We start from the raw sequence: 17,054 nt of genomic DNA, 5'->3' as shown, positions 1-17,054 counted from the left end.
TTCGTTGTATTTATTTGACTGGAAATTTAACTCTCCTATACATCTACATCAACAACATTGATGACAATTTAAAGTAAAGAAAGGTCTTGGAGAACCGTCTTGACTTGTTGTTCCAATTCCATCGGCAGCTCACTCAAGGGTGGACGGGGTGAACCGACGTCCCATCCTTGAAGTTTTAATGCGGCTTTGAGTGGAATAGGATTGGCAGTACAAAACAAGACTTTAAATAAAGGAAAAAGCTTTAAGTGAATGTCTCTGGCTAGGTCAATTTGACCCGCTTGGAAAGCCTGGATCATCTGCCGGAGTTCTAGACCAACGAGATGGGAGGAAACACTGACGACTCCGGTTGCCCCCAATGCTAATAAGGCTAGGGTAAAGGAATCTTCTCCTGAGTAAATGACAAAATCCGGTGGCGTTAGACGCCGTACTTGACTGCCTTGATCGAAGCTACCACTCGCCTCTTTAATCGCTACAATATTGGGAATTTCCGCTAAACGGGCAACGGTTTCCGGTTGGAGGTTTTGACCCGTGCGCGTTGGTACATTGTAGAGCATCACAGGCAAGTCAGGGCTGGATTTAGCAATTGCCTGGAAATGATTATAGAGTCCCTCTTGGGGGGGTTTATTGTAATAGGGAACAACTTGTAATGAACCATCTACCCCTAGTTTAGCGACTTTTTGGGTGGCTGAGATCGCTTCTTGGGTAGAATTTGACCCTGTGCCAGCAATTACCTTGGCTTTTCCCGCCACCGCTTTCTGCACGACCTGAAATAACTGAGACTCTTCATCCCATGTCAGTGTCGGTGATTCACCCGTTGTACCACAGACGACGACGGTATCGGTACCCTGTTCCACTAAATGAGCCGCTAATTTCTCAGCAACCTGATAATTTACACTGCCGTCTTCTTTAAACGGCGTAATCATTGCCGTTAATACACGTCCAAAATTGACCACCCTTATTTCACTCCTATTTGGTCGTTAGTCATTGGTCATTGGTCATTGGTCATTAGTCATTAGTCATTAGGGATAGAGGTGACATTCTCCTACACCGACCCTAGGGGTACGGTGTAGGCTTCCTTTGGGGTTCCGTTTTAGCCCTTCGACTTCGCTCAGGGCTAAAACGACGCTTCCGGCGTTTTATAGTGGGGAATATGCCCAGCCCCACTTTCTTGATGTTAATCGCAGCGTTCCAATCTCTGTCCAGCACAAACCCACATAAACAGTGGTGAATTCGTACTGATAAATCTTTTTGTTCAACGCGATTACAACAAGAGCATACCTGGCTTGTGTTATGAGGCTTTACTTTCACCACCAATTTACCAGCTTTCGCAGCTTTGTAATTGAGAATTGAAAGGAATTGACCCCAGCCAGCGTCATTGATTGATTTGTTTAAACCTGACTTAGCGCTTTGTCCGTTTGGTAAATATTTCCCATCTTTGTCCTGTTTTGGCTTGTTTTTTCGGGACAAGTTCCCTGGCTTGATGTCTTCGACAAAGAACACCTTCTCATCCCGGCTCACCAGTCGAGTCGCCGATTCATAATGAAATTGCTTTCGCTTCCGCTGTAACTTTTGGTGATGCTTCGATATTTTTTTCGCCAGCTTTCGTCGTGATGCCGACTTATGCGGCTTCCCATCTTTGCGGTTAGCCAACCTTGCCAACTTCGCCTCGGACTGACGGTAATGTTGTTGAATAGGCTCAATTTCCCCATCCGATGCCGTCCATAATTTCTCCAAACCAACGTCCAATCCAATGGAGTTATCTTCTGTTGCTTCTATCTCTGATGGCTTAAACTTGGGGATGGATTTATCCTCTAGGGTTAAGCAAATATACCAACCATCTGCTTTGTGGGAAACTAGCGCCGCTTTGATAGTGAATCCTTCTGGGATTGGGCGATGGTAGATTAGTTTTACCTGACCCACCTTGGGTAGGTTGATATAGGCAATATCCCGTCGTGTACCGCCGTTTTTGGTCCGATGCGGGTTAACCGTAACACTCAGGCAATCAGCTTTTAGTTGAGGGATAGAAACTGTCCGGTATCGCCGCACTGATTTAAAGCGAGGTTTTCCGCTTCGCTTCCTATTTAAATCGCCTTTAATAAACCGATTAAACGTATCTTCTACCCGCTTAATTGCTTCCTGGATTACCTGGGAATAAACCCCTTCGTACAGGTGTTTATTCGATTCCCTTGACCAATGGGTTGCCCGTTTCTGTGAGTAATAGGTTGGCGGGTCTTTGAGGTCTGGTAAATAAGTTACAAAAATTGGACAAGCATTGACAGGTGAGCGATTACGCTCCCACCAGTTAAACCGTTCTTCCAACATCAGATTGTGTATCCGGCACAACTTGTACAGCCATTCATTTAGCTGATAACTTTGTTGCTTATCCAGCACAATTCTATACTGGTAGTTCAGTTTAAATGTGTCTTTGCTTCGCTTCAATTTTTATCACCTCCTTAAGTTCAATTATAACTCACACTCTACACAGGCGATTCATCTCACACCAAATCAAAGATTATGGTGTGAGGCTTCTCGCCGATCAAGCTAAAATTAACTCTGAACTAACGACAATAGACACACAACAGCTTTGCCACAGGATAGAACAAAGGAAATAAGACCAATGACAAATTAATAAGCCATCATTGCTGTTGCTGGCTTTAACCAATTTCGTTCCACCAACAACTCGGCAATTTGTACAGCATTCAACGCTGCCCCTTTGCGAATTTGGTCACCACTCAACCAAATCTCTAATCCACTGGGATGAGACAAGTCTTGTCGAATTCGCCCCACCAGTACATCGTCCTTACCCGTAGCATCTATCGGCATGGGGAAATAATTCGCCTGCCAATCTTCAACCAGTCGCACTCCCGGCGCATTAGCCAGTAACTCCTTGGCTGTGGCGACAGACATGGGTTGAGCAAACTCTAGATTAATCGCTTCCGAGTGAGCTCGTAGCACAGGAACTCGAACACAAGTGGCGCTGATGCGAATCTGGGGATCGTTGAAAATCTTACGGGTTTCATTGACCATTTTCATCTCTTCCTCACAATATCCCTGATCATTTAAGGGAGAATTGTGTGGAAACAGGTTAAATGCCAAGGGGTAGGGAAAGCTTTCCGTTGGTGGCGTTTGCTCCTGCAAAATGGCTTGAGCTTGGGCTTTAAGTTCTTCCATCGCCCGTCTACCTGCACCGCTAGCTGATTGATAGGTAGCGACGACAATCCGTTGGATAGGTTGCACCTGATGCAGGGGCCAAACGGCTACTGCCATTAATATCGTCGTGCAGTTGGGATTGGCGATAATCCCTTTATGCTTCGCCGCCGCTTCCGGATTGACCTCAGGAATAACCAGGGGGACGTCAGGATTCATGCGAAAAGCGCTGGAATTGTCAACCACCACAGCTCCCTGCTCAACGGCTTTAGATGCCCAAGCTTTGGATGTTGACCCCCCAGCCGAGGCTAAAACCAAATCCACCTCTTTAAACGAATCCTCCCCTACGGCTTCCACCGGTAGGGATTCGCCTCGAAACTGGAGAGTCCGTCCCGCCGAACGGGGTGAGGCTAAAAGCTTTAACTGGGTAAGGGGAAAGTTTCGGCTTTCTAATAATTCCAGTAACTCGGCGCCGACTGCACCCGTTGCGCCCAGTATAGCAACGCGAACTTGACTAGACAAATGATCTACCTCCAATTTTTTAACACATCGATTCCGTGGACAGTGACTTAACGCAGCCAAAAAAACAATTAAATTTTCTTAAGCTTAAAACATTATTTAAGGGAAATATGTAATCTATATTCTGACAAAACCCATAAGATTTGAACAAAGGCGATTTTTGTCTTGTGATAACACGACAGACCTAGGTTTGCGCCAATTGACTGAGATCTTACCGTTGGCTTGCCCTTAACGGGACAAATTAACGATAACAGTTCTCGTTCGGAGTTGATGAGTAGGCAGCTCAATTCATATCCTGGCTTCTAGACGTAGCTGGCTACGTCTGCTGGAACAGGCAGTCCAAGTTCTCCTGGCTTCGACAATGGAAACCTTTTGCCTAGCCTAGCTGGTTTAGGGGTAGATTCGCTGCTGTAGACGCTCTGAATGTACTATCATCAGATACGGAAACCCCGCCCGACCGACTCAATCTATGTCTCTTTTATACCCTGAAACAATGACTAGAACTCAAAATAACTCGTTGTCAGACTAGCATATCATGAGGTGTTTGCATTACCCTCTAAAAGAACTCGATGATCACAAAGCTGTTGAATCATTCGTCATTCATCTCACGCTCTACTGTTGAGTGAGCGTGATGCGTCCCCCCGAAAGAGCTAAAATTCAGTTGTCTCCAAAACAAGCGTCAGTCAACAACCCACTGTTAAATCGGAGTACCGATTATAACGGGGGCTGGTAAGATAGCCCGAGTTGACCCGACTCAGGCAGGAATGCCTACGTTAGTGGCAAGTGTTTAAGTTCTTACCTACGGATGCGTAGCTAGTCTGTAGCTCTAAAACTCAAAAGTTAAACAGTCATCTGGGAGGCAGTGCTTTTGAGAAAGTACCGACCACTAACATTGTCTAAGCTAACATTACCGGAGTAATCCGAGTTGGTTTTGTAGGTTTCCCATCAAAAAACCTGCACTGTATTTCAGTTGAAAAACCAATCAGTTATGGATATATTGCCTAGACCACTTGTATCGAGCGGAGTCGAGATCTGCCCCCCGTTTCCTCCCACCACCAAGCTGAGTACAGCTATGGTGGAGACCTCCACGGGGGAAGACAGATGAAAGTTACTCAGGAAAAACTCCCCAAGAGCCAACTCGGTCTGGAAATTGAAATTCCTGCCGAAACTACCAAGAAGGTCTACGAGAAGGTCGTGCAAAATCTTGCCCGCTCTGCCAACATTCCTGGGTTTCGCAAGGGAAAGGTGCCGCGTCAAATTTTGCTCCAGCGTCTTGGTCCTGGACGGATCAAAGAAGCGGCGCTGGAAGATTTGGTACAAAATAGTTTACGGGACGCCCTAAGCCAAGAAACCATTGAGGCACTGGGCAACTACCAGCTAGTTTCCACATTTGAAGAACTACTGAGTCAGTTCCAGCCGGGACAACCGTTAACCTTCTCGGCATCGGTGGATGTGCCGCCAGACATAAATTTGGGAGACTACGGGAATCTCAGTGTTCAAGCTGAAGAAGTAAAACCCGATCCTGACGCGGTGGATAATTTTTTAGCAGAACGCCAGGTTCAGCACGCCACGCTGATTCCAGTCGAATCGCGCCCTGCTCAAATGGGTGATGTGACGGTTGTGGATTATAAAGGTCGTTTGACACCTGAGGGAGAGGAAGCCGTTGATATTTCTGGCGGTGAGGCGACTGACTTTCAGCTAGAACTCGAAGAAGGACGGTTTCTGGCTGACATTGTTCAGGGAATTGTGGGCATGACACCGGGGGAAACCAAAGAGGTGTCGGTGACATTTCCGGAGGATTATCCGCGAGAGGATTTAGCCAACCAGAGTGCCGTCTTTACCCTTACCCTCAAAGAACTCAAGGAAAAGGAGTTACCGGAACTCGACGACGACTTCGCCCAAGATATTAGTGAAGAGGAAACCATCAGCGAATTACGCGAATCCTTAGCCAAACAATTTGCCGAAAAAGCTGAGCAAGAAACCAAAACAAATAAGGAAAACGCTTTAATCGAAGCGCTGGTGGCACAAGTTGAGATTGACCTACCCGAAACCCTGATTGGGCAGGAAATTCAGACGATATTAACCCAGACGGCGATCCAGATGGAAAACTATGGGATGGATCTGCAGAAAGTATTCACAGCGGAAATGATGCCCCAACTGCGTCAGCGTTCCCGCCCTGATGCGATCGCGCGGCTGCGCCAATCCCTTGCCCTTGAGGAACTGGCGAAACGGGAATCCCTGACTGTGGATGATGAACAGATGGATGCCAAATGTCAGGAAGTGATGAAACAATTGGCGGGGCAAGATGTCGATCCGCAACGTTTGCGGGAGTTCGTCAAGTCGGATTTGCTCAAGGAAAAAGCGATTCAATGGTTGGAAGAACACGCTACCATTGAACTGGTTCCGGAAGGCTCACTAGAGACCGAAGAAACAACGGATACACCGGAAACTGGCTCTGAGGCAAGTGAAGAAACCGCCGCTCAACCTGAAGCCACGGCTGATCAGGAAAGCGAAGCATCATCATCCCCCCCTGATGCTTCTGAACAAACCGCAGCGAGCGAATAAACTTAGGGGTTGGGGAGTTAACCCAGAACAAGCAGGAGCGATCAGTCTTGGGCAAAAGATTTAATCGCCATCTTCAGCACTTATTGATGTTGCTAAGGCATAATGGTAACTAGAAGTTAACGTGGGTAACTCCCGCCCAAGGCTTCCGGAGAACATCTGTGTTCAAACCTGCCGGGAAAACCATTCACTTGTTGACACAAATACTTTAATCCTTGTTCTATGCTGCAATCCCAGTTCCCTGACTACTCATTTACAAGCTGGAGTTCCCCGGAAATTTACTCTGTTAGTACTAGTACAAATAGTCATTCAAATTCAAGCAACATCGTCCCGATGGTGGTTGAACAGTCTGGCGTCGGGGAACGGGCGTTTGATATCTACTCGCGGCTACTGCGGGAACGGATTGTGTTTCTGGGAACAAGAATCAATGATGTAGTGGCTGACTCGATCATTGCCCAGCTTTTGTATTTAGAAGCCGAAGATCCCACCAAAGATATCCAGCTTTACATTCACTCCCCCGGTGGTCCCATTCTTGGACTCGGGGGAGTGATTGCGGGAATGGCGATCTACGATACAATGCAACAGATTCGTCCCGATATTGTCACAATATGTTTTGGTGCGGCGACGGATATGGGCGTGATTCTACTAACCGGGGGAACCCCTGGAAAACGTATGTCCCTGCCCAATGCCCGGATCATGATCAGTCAACCCCTAGGTGGCGCCCAAGGACAAGCCGTTGACATTGAAATCCAAGCGAAGGAAATTTTATATCATAAAAATCAGCTCAATGAGCTAATGGCGTATCATACGGGTCAACCTTATGAAAGAATCGCCACGGATACTGAGCGCGACTTTTTTCTGTCAGCAGCGGAAGCCAAAGAGTATGGTTTAGTAGACCAAGTTATCTCGCGAGAGAATCTCAAGAGCGAAGCCACCGTCACTTCTATTAAGTAAGAGGCTCCTTATGTCTAAATACGACTCCCATCTAAAATGTTCATTTTGTGGCAAGTCTCAAGAGCAGGTTCGCAAGTTAATTGCGGGACCGGGAGTCTACATTTGCGACGAATGTGTAGATTTATGTAACGAAATTTTAGATGAGGAGTTGCTTGATTCCAGCGCTCCGGCTCCCCAGCAAGTTCCCCGCTCAGAACCCCCACAAAAACGTCGCACTCGGGCTTCCGGTTTGTCACTGAATCAGATTCCTAAACCTCGGGAACTGAAAAACTATCTTGACGAACATGTCATCGGTCAGGACGATGCGAAAAAAGTTCTCTCCGTGGCTGTTTATAACCACTATAAGCGCCTAAGTTTTCTTGAAGCCAAGGCAAAGGGCAAAGCTGGATCAGATGATCCGGTGGAACTGCAAAAGTCTAATATTTTGCTCCTCGGACCTACGGGTTGTGGTAAAACCTTACTGGCGCAAACCTTAGCGGCTGTACTCGATGTCCCCTTTGCCGTTGCTGATGCGACAACGCTGACGGAAGCGGGTTATGTGGGTGAAGATGTTGAGAACATCTTACTGCGGTTGTTGCAGGTAGCAGATTTGGATGTTGAAGAAGCACAACGGGGAATTATTTATATCGATGAAATTGATAAAATTGCCCGTAAGAGCGAAAACCCTTCGATTACGCGGGATGTTTCTGGGGAAGGGGTTCAGCAAGCGTTACTGAAGATGCTTGAGGGAACCGTTGCCAATGTGCCACCTCAGGGCGGACGAAAGCATCCCTATCAAGACTGCATTCAGATTGATACAGGTAATATATTATTCATTTGTGGTGGGGCTTTTGTCGGTTTAGAGAAGGTGATTGAACAGCGTTTTGGTAAGCGCTCAATCGGCTTTATTCAGCCGGGAGAAGGTCAATCTAAAGAAAAACGGGCGGCGGATTTACTGCGACATTTAGAACCTGATGACTTGGTGAAGTTCGGGATGATTCCGGAATTTATCGGTCGTATCCCCATCGCGGCGGTGGTTGATCCCTTGGATGAAGAAGCTCTGATCGCGATTTTGACCCAGCCGCGCAATGCTTTGGTGAAGCAATATCAGAAATTGTTGAAGATGGACAATGTGCAGCTTGGGTTTACCGAAGACTCGCTGCGAGCTATTGCCCAGGAAGCTTATCGGCGGAAAACGGGAGCGCGAGCGCTGCGGGGTATTGTGGAAGAGTTGATGCTAGAGGTGATGTACGAGTTACCCTCGCGTAAGGATGTGACTCGCTGTACGATTACGCGGGAAATGGTGGAGAAACGCTCGACAGCGGAACTGTTGCTGCATCCGTCATCCCTACCCAAACCAGAATCGGCATAATATTGTTATCAGTGGTGGTATCGAAACGAATCAAGAATGCCTCTAGTTAACGTTCGCGGCGTCGATCATTACTACGAGTGGATGGCTACGTCCCAGCCCTTGGATGATAAGCCTGTCATGGTGTTTATTCATGGTTGGGGCGGTTCGGCTCGGTATTGGCAAAGTACGGCTGAAGCGCTGTCGGATCAGTTTAATTGTTTGCTTTACGATTTGCGCGGATTTGGGCGATCGCGTCTGCCTTCAGAATCGGTTGGGTTACTCTATGAAATGGAGGACTATGCCGAAGATTTGGCGATACTGTTAGAGATGCTCGCCCTCAATCGCGTCTATATTAATGCTCATTCCCTGGGTGCATCGGTGGCGACGATGTTCCTCAACCGCTATCCGGATCAAGTGGAACGGGCTATTTTAACTTGTAGCGGTATTTTTGAATATGAGGAAAAATCCTTTGCCGCGTTTCATAAGTTTGGCGGTTATGTGGTAAGGTATCGCCCCCGCTGGTTTCTGAACATTCCCTTTGCTGGGGCGTTATTTATGGCGCGATTTTTGCATCGTCCCCTACCGGATACCATAAGTCGGGCATTTTTAGAAGATTTTATCATAGCGGATTATGATGCTGCATTGGGGACGATGTTAACGTCGGTGAGTAAGTATGCGGCGGAGGTAATGCCATCGGAATTTGCCCAGTTAACTGTACCAACGTTATTAGTGGCGGGGGAATATGATCAGATTATTCCATCTGTGTTGGGACAACGGGCAGCGGCGTTGAGTGAGAAGGTGGAGTATTGGGAAATTCCCGATACGGCTCATTTCCCGATGTTGGAAGCCCCGGATGTTTATCTTCAAGGGGTGCGGCAATTTTTAAAGGGTTAAAATTATGCTAACACCGCTGGCAACCAATCATCGCCCCATAATCGGAATTACTGACAAGATTGTCCGGTTTAATACCGTTGTGACGATCCCGATACTTCTTCGTTAGCCTCGCTCATCCTAAAGAGTGATCAGGCAACGATGGGGAGCATCTCGAAAATCGCCAGAATTATCCTAAGAATGAGCTACTTTTGGCATGGCGAAGGATATCTACCACGAAACTGTTAAAACTGCCCTGATCAAAGATGGATGGACGATTACAGACGATCCTCTACGGTTAAAGATTGGTGGTCGCATGGCTTATGTAGATCTCGGTGCCCAGAAACTGTTTGCCGCCGAGAAAGAAGGACAACGAATTGCTGTAGAAATTAAAAGCTTTTTGAACCCTTCTCCTGTAAACGATTTAGAACAAGCCTTGGGACAATACATTATGTATTCACAAGTTTTGTCCAAGATCGAACCCGATCGTTTGTTGTATCTAGCGATTACTCAGAGTGTATTTCTGGATTTCTTTTCTGAGGAACTACCACAATTAATCATCGAACTGAATCGGCTTCAACTGTTGGTTTTTGATCCCGAACTTAAGGAGGTTGTTCAATGGAGCGCATAGAATTCTATCGGGAAACGATTGAAAAAGTCCTCAAAAAACACGCGGATATTCCTTATTCTTACGGGGAAATAGAGGAATATTTAATTATCGATCGCGCTCGCAACCATTTTTTGTTGTTGGATGTAGGCTGGCAACAGAAACGCCGTGTCCATGGCTGTATTACCCATGTTCAGATTATTGAGGGTAAAATCTGGATTCAACGGGATGGTATTGAAGACGGGATTACCGAAGAACTTGTCGCCGCAGGTGTTCCCAAATCCGATATTGTGCTAGGGTTTCAGCCACCAGAAGTCCGTCCTTATACAGGTTACGCGATCGCATGACTCACCGAAGGGATGAATTCTCACTCGATTGCATTTCATCTTGTCTATTGACCAAGAGTAAAAAAGTAACCCCCTTTGATCACGGCGATTAAAATCGCGGAACCACACCAAACAAAGTCCGCCGACGCGGACTTTAGTCAGTAGAACCTGTAGGGTGCGTTAACGAAGTAACGCACCGAACCAACCATCAGAACTCGTCGGGTACGTTTAACGAAGTCAAGGCTTACCCAGACACACCAATGATAATGATGAGGTTAAAGGTGCGTTACGCTGTCGCTAACGCACCCTACGAAAATTGTCAGGGTGATTCCAGAGGTGGCTTTAACGATGAGCGATCGCGTCATGTCTTTTCACTCTACTCTTGACCAGAATACCTCTGGAACCTCTCCCGATCAACTGATTCCCGAAGACAGTAACACCGAGATTCATGATGAAATCCACAACACTCAGGATATCGAGATGAAAATGCTCAGATTTAGTTAACAATTGATGCACCTTCATACAGATTAAGTCATCCCATAACTCGCCCACCACACATAATCACTCGCTGACGACACATAGAAACTTATTGACCACACTCAAATACTCGCTCACCACACATAATCACTCGCTGACGACACATAGAAACTCATTGACCACACATAATTACTTGTTAACGACACTCAAATACTCGCTAACAAGTATCAAAGACTCATTGACGAGAATCAAAGACTCGCTGACGAGTATTAAAGACTCGCTCACCACACATAAATACTCGTGGACGAGTATCCAAGCTTGGTTAATCAGGCTCAAAGTTTCGTTGATGAGTGTCAAAGCCTGGTTAATCCCTGTCAGACTCAGCCAACCTGAGCAAAAACCCTGGAACGAGAGGGTTAGTTGACAGAATTTGGACTTCAGCGAGGAGTGAGAGAATTGATTAGCCTGTCAGAGGAGGTTAGGTAGGGAGTGCTTGAGTGATAAATCTTGAAACGCTTATCCTAGAATTTACGCAAAGCTTCTATCTGTAACTGTAGGGTGCGTTAGCGTAGCGTAACGCACCATTGCCACCATATATTGCCACCATATATGATGTACTGCGTAAGTTTTGCCAGTCACTCCTATCAACGCCATCAGGGAGAATGGCGTAATCTATAATGCAGGAGTTGCAAATTATTACGGTAAAGAATAGTATTGGGATGATTAGAGCCTAACGTGCGATCGGCAATGGCTAAGGCTTCTAAATAAAGCGGTTCTGCTTCCTGGTAGCGTCCTTGAAAATAGTATAGATAGGCTAAATTATTCAGGCTAATAGCAACATCGGGATGATTTTCTCCCAGCAGGCGTTTTGTCAATTCTAAGGCTTCTAGATAAACAGGTTTAGCTTCCTGGTAGCGTCCTTGAGAATAGTATAGATAGGCTAAATTATTCAGGCTATTAGCAACATAAGGATGATTTTCTCCCAGCAGGCGTTTTGTCAATTCTAAGGCTTCTAGATAAATAGGTTCAGCTTCCTGGTAGCGTCCTTGAGAATGGTAGAGTCCTGCTAAATTATTTAGGCTAGCAGCGACAGAGGGATGATTTTTTCCCAGCAGGCGTTTTGTCAATTCTAAGGCTTCTAGATAAACAAGTTCAGCTTCCTGGTAGCGTCCTTGAGAATAGTAGAGTCCTGCTAAACTATTCAGGCTATTAGCAACATGGGGATGATTTTCTCCCAGCAGGCGTTTTGTCAATTCTAAGGCTTCTAGATAAATAGGTTCAGCTTCCTGGTAGCGTCCTTGAGAATGGTAGAGTAATCCTAAATTATTTAGGCTAGCAGCGACAGAGGGATGATTTTCTCCCAGTAAGCGTTTGAACAGCGCTAAAGCGTCTAGATAAAGAAGTTCGGCTTCCTGGTACCGTCCTTGAGAATGGTAGAGTCCTGCTAAATTATTCAGGCTATTAGCAACATGGGGATGATTTTCTCCTAGCCGGCGTTTTGTCAATTCTAAGGCTTCTAGATAAACAGGTTCAGCTTCCTGGTAGCGTCCTTGAGCATCGTAGAGTAATCCTAAATTATTCAGGTTGGTAGCAACATGGGGATGATTTTCTCCCAGTAAGCGTTTGAACAGCGCTAAAGCATCTAGACAAGCAGGTTCAGCTTCCTCATAGCGTCCTTGAAAACGGTAGAGTTCTGCTAAATTATCCAAGCTAGTAGCAACAGATGGATGATTGTCTCCCAGCAGGCGTTTTTTCAGTGCTAAGGCTTCTAGATAAAGAGGTTCAGCTTCTTCGTAGCGTCCTTGATAATTGTAGAGTGTTGCTAAATTATTCAGGCTAGTAGCGACATTGGGATGATTATCTCCCAAACGCTGGCGAATGACTGATACACAATCCTTACGCCAAGGTTCAGCTTGATTATAGAGTCCTTGACCTTCGTAAAAACGACCTAATCCAACAAAAGGCACAATTAAATCATTATCCGTCAACCAATCTTGTTGAGTCGTCACCGCTTCTGCAAGATGAGGAATCACCGGATTTACGGCTTTAATCTCTGCCAATGTCGGCGTCTGCGGGATTTTCCTGGCTTCCCCTACCATCACCTGACAAAATTCCCGCTTCAACTTATCCGCTATCCCTGACGCTTCCCGCTTACTGATCAAAAATTCCCGAATCAGGGGATGTAATTGATACAACTCCTTCCCTTGACGCTGCACTAAATGCAGATTCACCAACCCATAATCCCGAATTTCCTCCAACTCCTCCTCATCCATCTCCGCCAAACACGCCTCCACCAATCGCCAGGGAATTGGTGCAGCCGCAAATAAACTTAACCCTATCCCCAACTCCTGCGCCGACTCATCCAAATCTTGCCAACTCAACTCAAACGCATCTCTTACCCCCAATTGCGCCGTCATATCAGCTTCTGACTTCGGCTTTTTCAGCGCTAACTGTTCCAACCGTTTCGCCTGCAACCGAGATAACATTTCCTGTAACGATAAATCCGGTTTTCGCCGCAAATATCGCCCCACCAATTCCAAACCCAAGGGCAGATATCCCAACCAGCGACAGAGTTTTCGCCCTTCCCAGGGTTCGGGTTTCAGCCGTTCTCGTCCAATCAGCGATTTTAACAACGCCAATGCTGCTCTCGGTTTCAGCACATCCAGGGGTAACTGGCGAATCGACGCCCCCAAGTCTAACCGTGTCGTGATGAGCATCTTAAACCGAGAAGCATCGGAGGGCAAATACTGCCGCACTTGCTGATAATCGGTGACATCATCAATAATAATCAGCACCTGTCCCGGCGGTAGCCAATTTCGCCAGCAGTACGCCACCTGAAGCGGTAACTCTAACCCCTCTGGAATGGATAAGGGTAAATACGCCCTGGCAAATTGGACAATCTGAATCCCCAAATCCACACCCCGCCCATCCAACCAGCACACCCCACCCAGGTAAACGGAATCTGGAAAACCTCTCTCCCAACCTCTCTCCTGCAAGGAGAGAGGCTTTGAATTCTCCCCCTTCCCTTGCAGGGAAGGGGGCTGGGGGGTTAGGTTTGATACGGTCACGTCTGTACGATTATGGGAATAGCGCCGAGCATATTGCAGCGCCAACTCGGTTTTCCCCACACCTCCCATCCCCGCCACAGCAGAAATGGCAACTTGCTGATTATCCTGTAACTGTTGATGTAGCGTAGCCAGGGCGGTTTCTCGTCCCACAAACTGAACCACCCCACTGAGGGGAAGATTCTGGGGAATGCCTGTGGGTTGAGGCTGACGCTCTGATACTATCTCTTGTAAGATTGCCTTAATCGTCTCGGCATCAGCACCGTAATAGGTAGGATTAATTTGAATATCCCCAGCTTGACCAATGTGACCGATATTAATATTGTGATCCCCTTCTTGCGCCACAATCTGGTCACCGCGAACAATCACCGCATCCCGCAGCGCGATAATATCGGCTTCAGTGTAGGAATGGGTAGCGACTCGGTTAAGAATTGCCTGTAATTGCTCAATCTTAGTCATGGTTTGTAGTGAGGACTTTAGTCCTTCCATCAGAGGCGCTAAAGCGCCGACTACAAACGAACGAATGGGTTTGTAGTGAGGACTTTAGTCCTTCCATCAGAGGCGCTAAAGCGCCGACTACGAACGAACGAAAGAATGGGTTTGTAGTGAGGACTTTAGTCCTCCCGTCAGAGGCGCTAAAGCGCCGACTACGAACGAACGAACGAATGGGTTTGTAGTGAGGACTTTAGTCCTCTCGACTATTCTCTATCCTAATCTCTCCAGCACGGGCAATATTCCCGAAATTTACATTACCTGAACCTGAACTATCAACGGTTTGAGTTCCTGAGGCTATAGCAACATCTCTACCTGCGATAATTCTCCCCATTGTCTCAGCCACATCTGCTTCTACTGCTTCCCATCCCTTCTCCGGTAAACCCTTCCCTCCCCGCAATAATGACACGGCAAAATCTTCCGTGGCTAAATCAAAGAAGGGGATTTGTGCTTGCTGATATTCGTGCTGCACCGTTTCAGGTACAGCCTTCCCCAGATAATTCATTAAATTCGACACCCGCACCACTGTATCTCCCGGTTGATTTCCCGCCCCTTGCAGCGCTTCGATTAAATGATAGGTGTAGACACTCATCGCCCCATCCCCACGAATCCAAGACGATTGTGTGCCTCTTGAGGATGTAAAAACTACCCGCCCTTCACCCTGTTTCAGTTCCTCAATAAACTGTTTCGGTAACGCCGTCTGTGCAAAATCTGTGGGCAGTTTAATCGGTACAATTTTATCCTTTGCTGTTGCCATCCCTTGAGCATGACAACTATCAATAATTACCAGCAATCGTTTGGCACAAATCTGGCGTATTGCCTCCGTAAAGGCTTGAGCCGACACCGCCGAGTCGGGGATATCCACGGCTTCAATATCATGTTGAATCAAATAGTATTTACCCGTAGACTGATCTAGCCAGCCGTGACCAGAATAATAGATAATAATTGTCGCCTCAGTATCCGCCGCCGCTTGTTCTTTCAGCCTGGTTAATCCATCAACTATCGCCTGACGGGTTGCCCCAGCATCATACAATAAACGGATATGCTGTTCATCATTCAGATAACCACAAAGATTTGGGTCAGTGAGAATCGACTGAATGGCGTGCATATCCTTTACCGTCACCGGAAGTGACCATTTCGGGTAAGCGGATTCACCCACACCAATGAGTAAAGCGTAACCATGAGAGAATGTAGTGGTCAAAGGCTTATTGAGCATACCATTGATGTTAAGTATACACCCATACTGATATAGAGGCGAGGAGAGTGAACTAATGAGTTTAGTGCTCCCCAATGATTTTCTGCAAGTGGCACGTATATCTGAAGCCGATCTCAAGTTAGAAATTGCTATACTGCTTTTTCTACAGGAAAAGATTACCTTGGGTACAGCGAGTCAATTTATGGGGATGAATCAACTCGAATTTCAGCGAATTTTAGGTCGCCGCCAAATTCCAATTCATTATGGTGTTGAGGACTTTAGGCAAGATTTGAGAACATTGGAGGCAAACGACTGGCAATGATTGTTGTCAGTAATACCTCGCCTATTTTTTATCTTTCTACTATTGGTCAGCTTGATTTGCTGCGTCAACTTAGGTATACGCCCAGTACTGTTCGGATAAGCCTTTTTGGGGAATAGTGAACCATGATAGGTCAAGAGTTTCACCATCATCTAGTTATCTTAACCTTCCTTAACCGAGCAGTACTGGGTATACGTCTTGTTAGCCCATCACTTTCATAACTTCTTCGTACTTACTTGCAAAAATACCATTTTCAACTCTTAAGCAAGGAATCCTCCCAACAATTGGGTAAACAACCAATGCTTCTCGACTAAACAACATACCGCAAATTTTTTTTAAAGGAACCTTGAATTTTGGACAGGCAAAAACCCCTGAGGATAATTCTGTATCACAATCACTGTCTTTACGAATAATAGTTATTGCCGTTGGGTTAAGTGGATTAGAAGTAAAAGGAAATAGTTTATGCTCTAGCACATCATAGTTAAGTGAATTTGAAATTCCCTTCAAATTCTTGCAATAGCCATGAAAATCCATTCTTTGCCTTGCTTCATCATTGGCAAATTCGTAACCAGGTTCTAAAAGGATTAAGAACTTCCTGGCAACCCTATATAACTCTTGCAAAATAGGTTTTTCATTGTCTTTATTTGGTTCTATAGAATGCGAGGTATATACAATATCAATGGAATTATCGAGAAACGGAATATTGAACAGATCTCCTGAACAAAGCAAAGTGTTAGTGATGCCTTGACTATCAAGCCATTTCTGGGCATATGCGACTCTTGACCAGCTTAAATCAAATCCATAACTATAGACGTCATTTCCTAAATTTTTCAACACACCAGACAATGTAGTTGCTTCCCCAACACCAGCCTCTAATATGGATCTGGGTTGGCACAAAGAAAGTATTCTATGGGCTATTTCTCTGGAATACTCTTCCTTGTGTTTTGCCATCTCCTCATTTTCCATAGCGGTTATGTAACTTCCCGCTTGCAAATCATAGGAAATTTCAATAATCTCTCGTGTGTTATGGTCTAAACCCATTTCGTCGCGCAGAAATGCACTTATATTATGTCCTTGATCGTACAAGCTTTTTAACTGATGTGGCGTTATCATGTGTTCATCCTCCTAATAAATGTTGAATATTTTAAAAACCTTAATTAGCCTAAAATTATAGTATTTTTTTACCAAACA

General features: G+C 46.0%; 14 protein-coding genes. 8 read left to right on the top strand and 6 right to left on the bottom strand.

The features are described 5' to 3' along the window. Nucleotides 1-68: 68 nt before the first annotated feature. The 3 genes from dapA to RH949_RS32345 form a co-directional block, all read right to left on the bottom strand. Complete coding sequence (gene dapA, locus RH949_RS32355; protein WP_446358989.1) at nucleotides 69-953, bottom strand: 4-hydroxy-tetrahydrodipicolinate synthase; 885 nt, start codon at nucleotides 951-953, stop codon at nucleotides 69-71. Between the two features lie 100 nt (nucleotides 954-1,053). Further along, entirely contained in the window at nucleotides 1,054-2,439 is a 1,386-nt protein-coding gene (locus RH949_RS32350; RefSeq protein WP_044209975.1) for an RNA-guided endonuclease InsQ/TnpB family protein, read from the bottom strand. A 186-nt stretch (nucleotides 2,440-2,625) separates the two neighbouring features. Next, nucleotides 2,626-3,669 carry an aspartate-semialdehyde dehydrogenase gene (locus RH949_RS32345; protein ID WP_446358987.1) on the bottom strand — a complete coding sequence of 348 codons (1,044 nt, stop codon included), beginning with the start codon at nucleotides 3,667-3,669 and terminating at the stop codon, nucleotides 2,626-2,628. 1,098 nt (nucleotides 3,670-4,767) lie between these two features. Between RH949_RS32345 and tig the strand changes: the two genes are divergently transcribed. The 7 genes from tig to RH949_RS32310 all read left to right on the top strand — a co-directional run bounded on the left by tig (nucleotide 4,768) and on the right by RH949_RS32310 (nucleotide 10,819). Continuing rightward, on the top strand, nucleotides 4,768-6,231 hold the full coding sequence (tig, locus tag RH949_RS32340) for a trigger factor (RefSeq protein WP_446358984.1): 1,464 nt from the start codon (nucleotides 4,768-4,770) through the stop codon (nucleotides 6,229-6,231). Between the two features lie 219 nt (nucleotides 6,232-6,450). After that, nucleotides 6,451-7,182, top strand: a complete 732-nt coding sequence (gene clpP / locus RH949_RS32335; protein WP_044209974.1) for an ATP-dependent Clp endopeptidase proteolytic subunit ClpP — start codon at nucleotides 6,451-6,453, stop codon at nucleotides 7,180-7,182. Between the two features lie 10 nt (nucleotides 7,183-7,192). Next, entirely contained in the window at nucleotides 7,193-8,533 is a 1,341-nt protein-coding gene (clpX, locus tag RH949_RS32330; RefSeq protein ID WP_006104480.1) for an ATP-dependent protease ATP-binding subunit ClpX, read from the top strand. A 36-nt stretch (nucleotides 8,534-8,569) separates the two neighbouring features. Next, the gene (locus RH949_RS32325; RefSeq protein ID WP_446358982.1) at nucleotides 8,570-9,406 is read left to right on the top strand and encodes an alpha/beta fold hydrolase; all 837 of its coding nucleotides are present in this window, start codon (nucleotides 8,570-8,572) and stop codon (nucleotides 9,404-9,406) included. Between the two features lie 193 nt (nucleotides 9,407-9,599). Further along, nucleotides 9,600-10,013 (top strand): element excision factor XisH family protein, encoded by a 414-nt coding sequence (locus RH949_RS32320; protein WP_446358980.1) that lies wholly within the window; start codon nucleotides 9,600-9,602, stop codon nucleotides 10,011-10,013. Beyond that, the gene (locus RH949_RS32315; RefSeq protein ID WP_446358978.1) at nucleotides 10,001-10,336 is read left to right on the top strand and encodes an element excision factor XisI family protein; all 336 of its coding nucleotides are present in this window, start codon (nucleotides 10,001-10,003) and stop codon (nucleotides 10,334-10,336) included. Before RH949_RS32320 ends, RH949_RS32315 begins: the two co-directional genes overlap by 13 nt. Nucleotides 10,337-10,651: 315 nt before the next feature. Next, nucleotides 10,652-10,819, top strand: coding sequence for a hypothetical protein (locus RH949_RS32310; protein WP_446358976.1), 168 nt, complete (start codon nucleotides 10,652-10,654; stop codon nucleotides 10,817-10,819). A gap of 626 nt (nucleotides 10,820-11,445) precedes the next feature. Here the strand turns inward: RH949_RS32310 and RH949_RS32305 are convergent. Next, entirely contained in the window at nucleotides 11,446-14,316 is a 2,871-nt protein-coding gene (locus RH949_RS32305; protein ID WP_446358974.1) for a tetratricopeptide repeat protein, read from the bottom strand. A gap of 226 nt (nucleotides 14,317-14,542) precedes the next feature. Beyond that, on the bottom strand, nucleotides 14,543-15,565 hold the full coding sequence (locus RH949_RS32300) for a caspase family protein (protein ID WP_446358972.1): 1,023 nt from the start codon (nucleotides 15,563-15,565) through the stop codon (nucleotides 14,543-14,545). A gap of 55 nt (nucleotides 15,566-15,620) precedes the next feature. Here RH949_RS32300 and RH949_RS32295 point away from each other — a divergent pair, with 55 nt between their 5' ends. Beyond that, on the top strand, nucleotides 15,621-15,866 hold the full coding sequence (locus tag RH949_RS32295) for a UPF0175 family protein (protein ID WP_446358970.1): 246 nt from the start codon (nucleotides 15,621-15,623) through the stop codon (nucleotides 15,864-15,866). A gap of 198 nt (nucleotides 15,867-16,064) precedes the next feature. Here the strand turns inward: RH949_RS32295 and RH949_RS32290 are convergent, their stop codons facing one another. Continuing rightward, nucleotides 16,065-16,976: a class I SAM-dependent methyltransferase gene (locus RH949_RS32290; protein WP_446358968.1), complete on the bottom strand. Its 912-nt coding sequence runs from the start codon at nucleotides 16,974-16,976 to the stop codon at nucleotides 16,065-16,067. Between the last annotated feature and the right edge of the window lie 78 nt (nucleotides 16,977-17,054).

The sequence above is a fragment of the Coleofasciculus sp. A1-SPW-01 genome, from assembly GCF_040217205.1.
GTDB lineage: Bacteria > Cyanobacteriota > Cyanobacteriia > Cyanobacteriales > Coleofasciculaceae > Coleofasciculus > Coleofasciculus chthonoplastes_A.
Note: the sequence above shows the minus strand (reverse complement) of the source record. Positions and strands in the feature narration are given on the sequence as shown.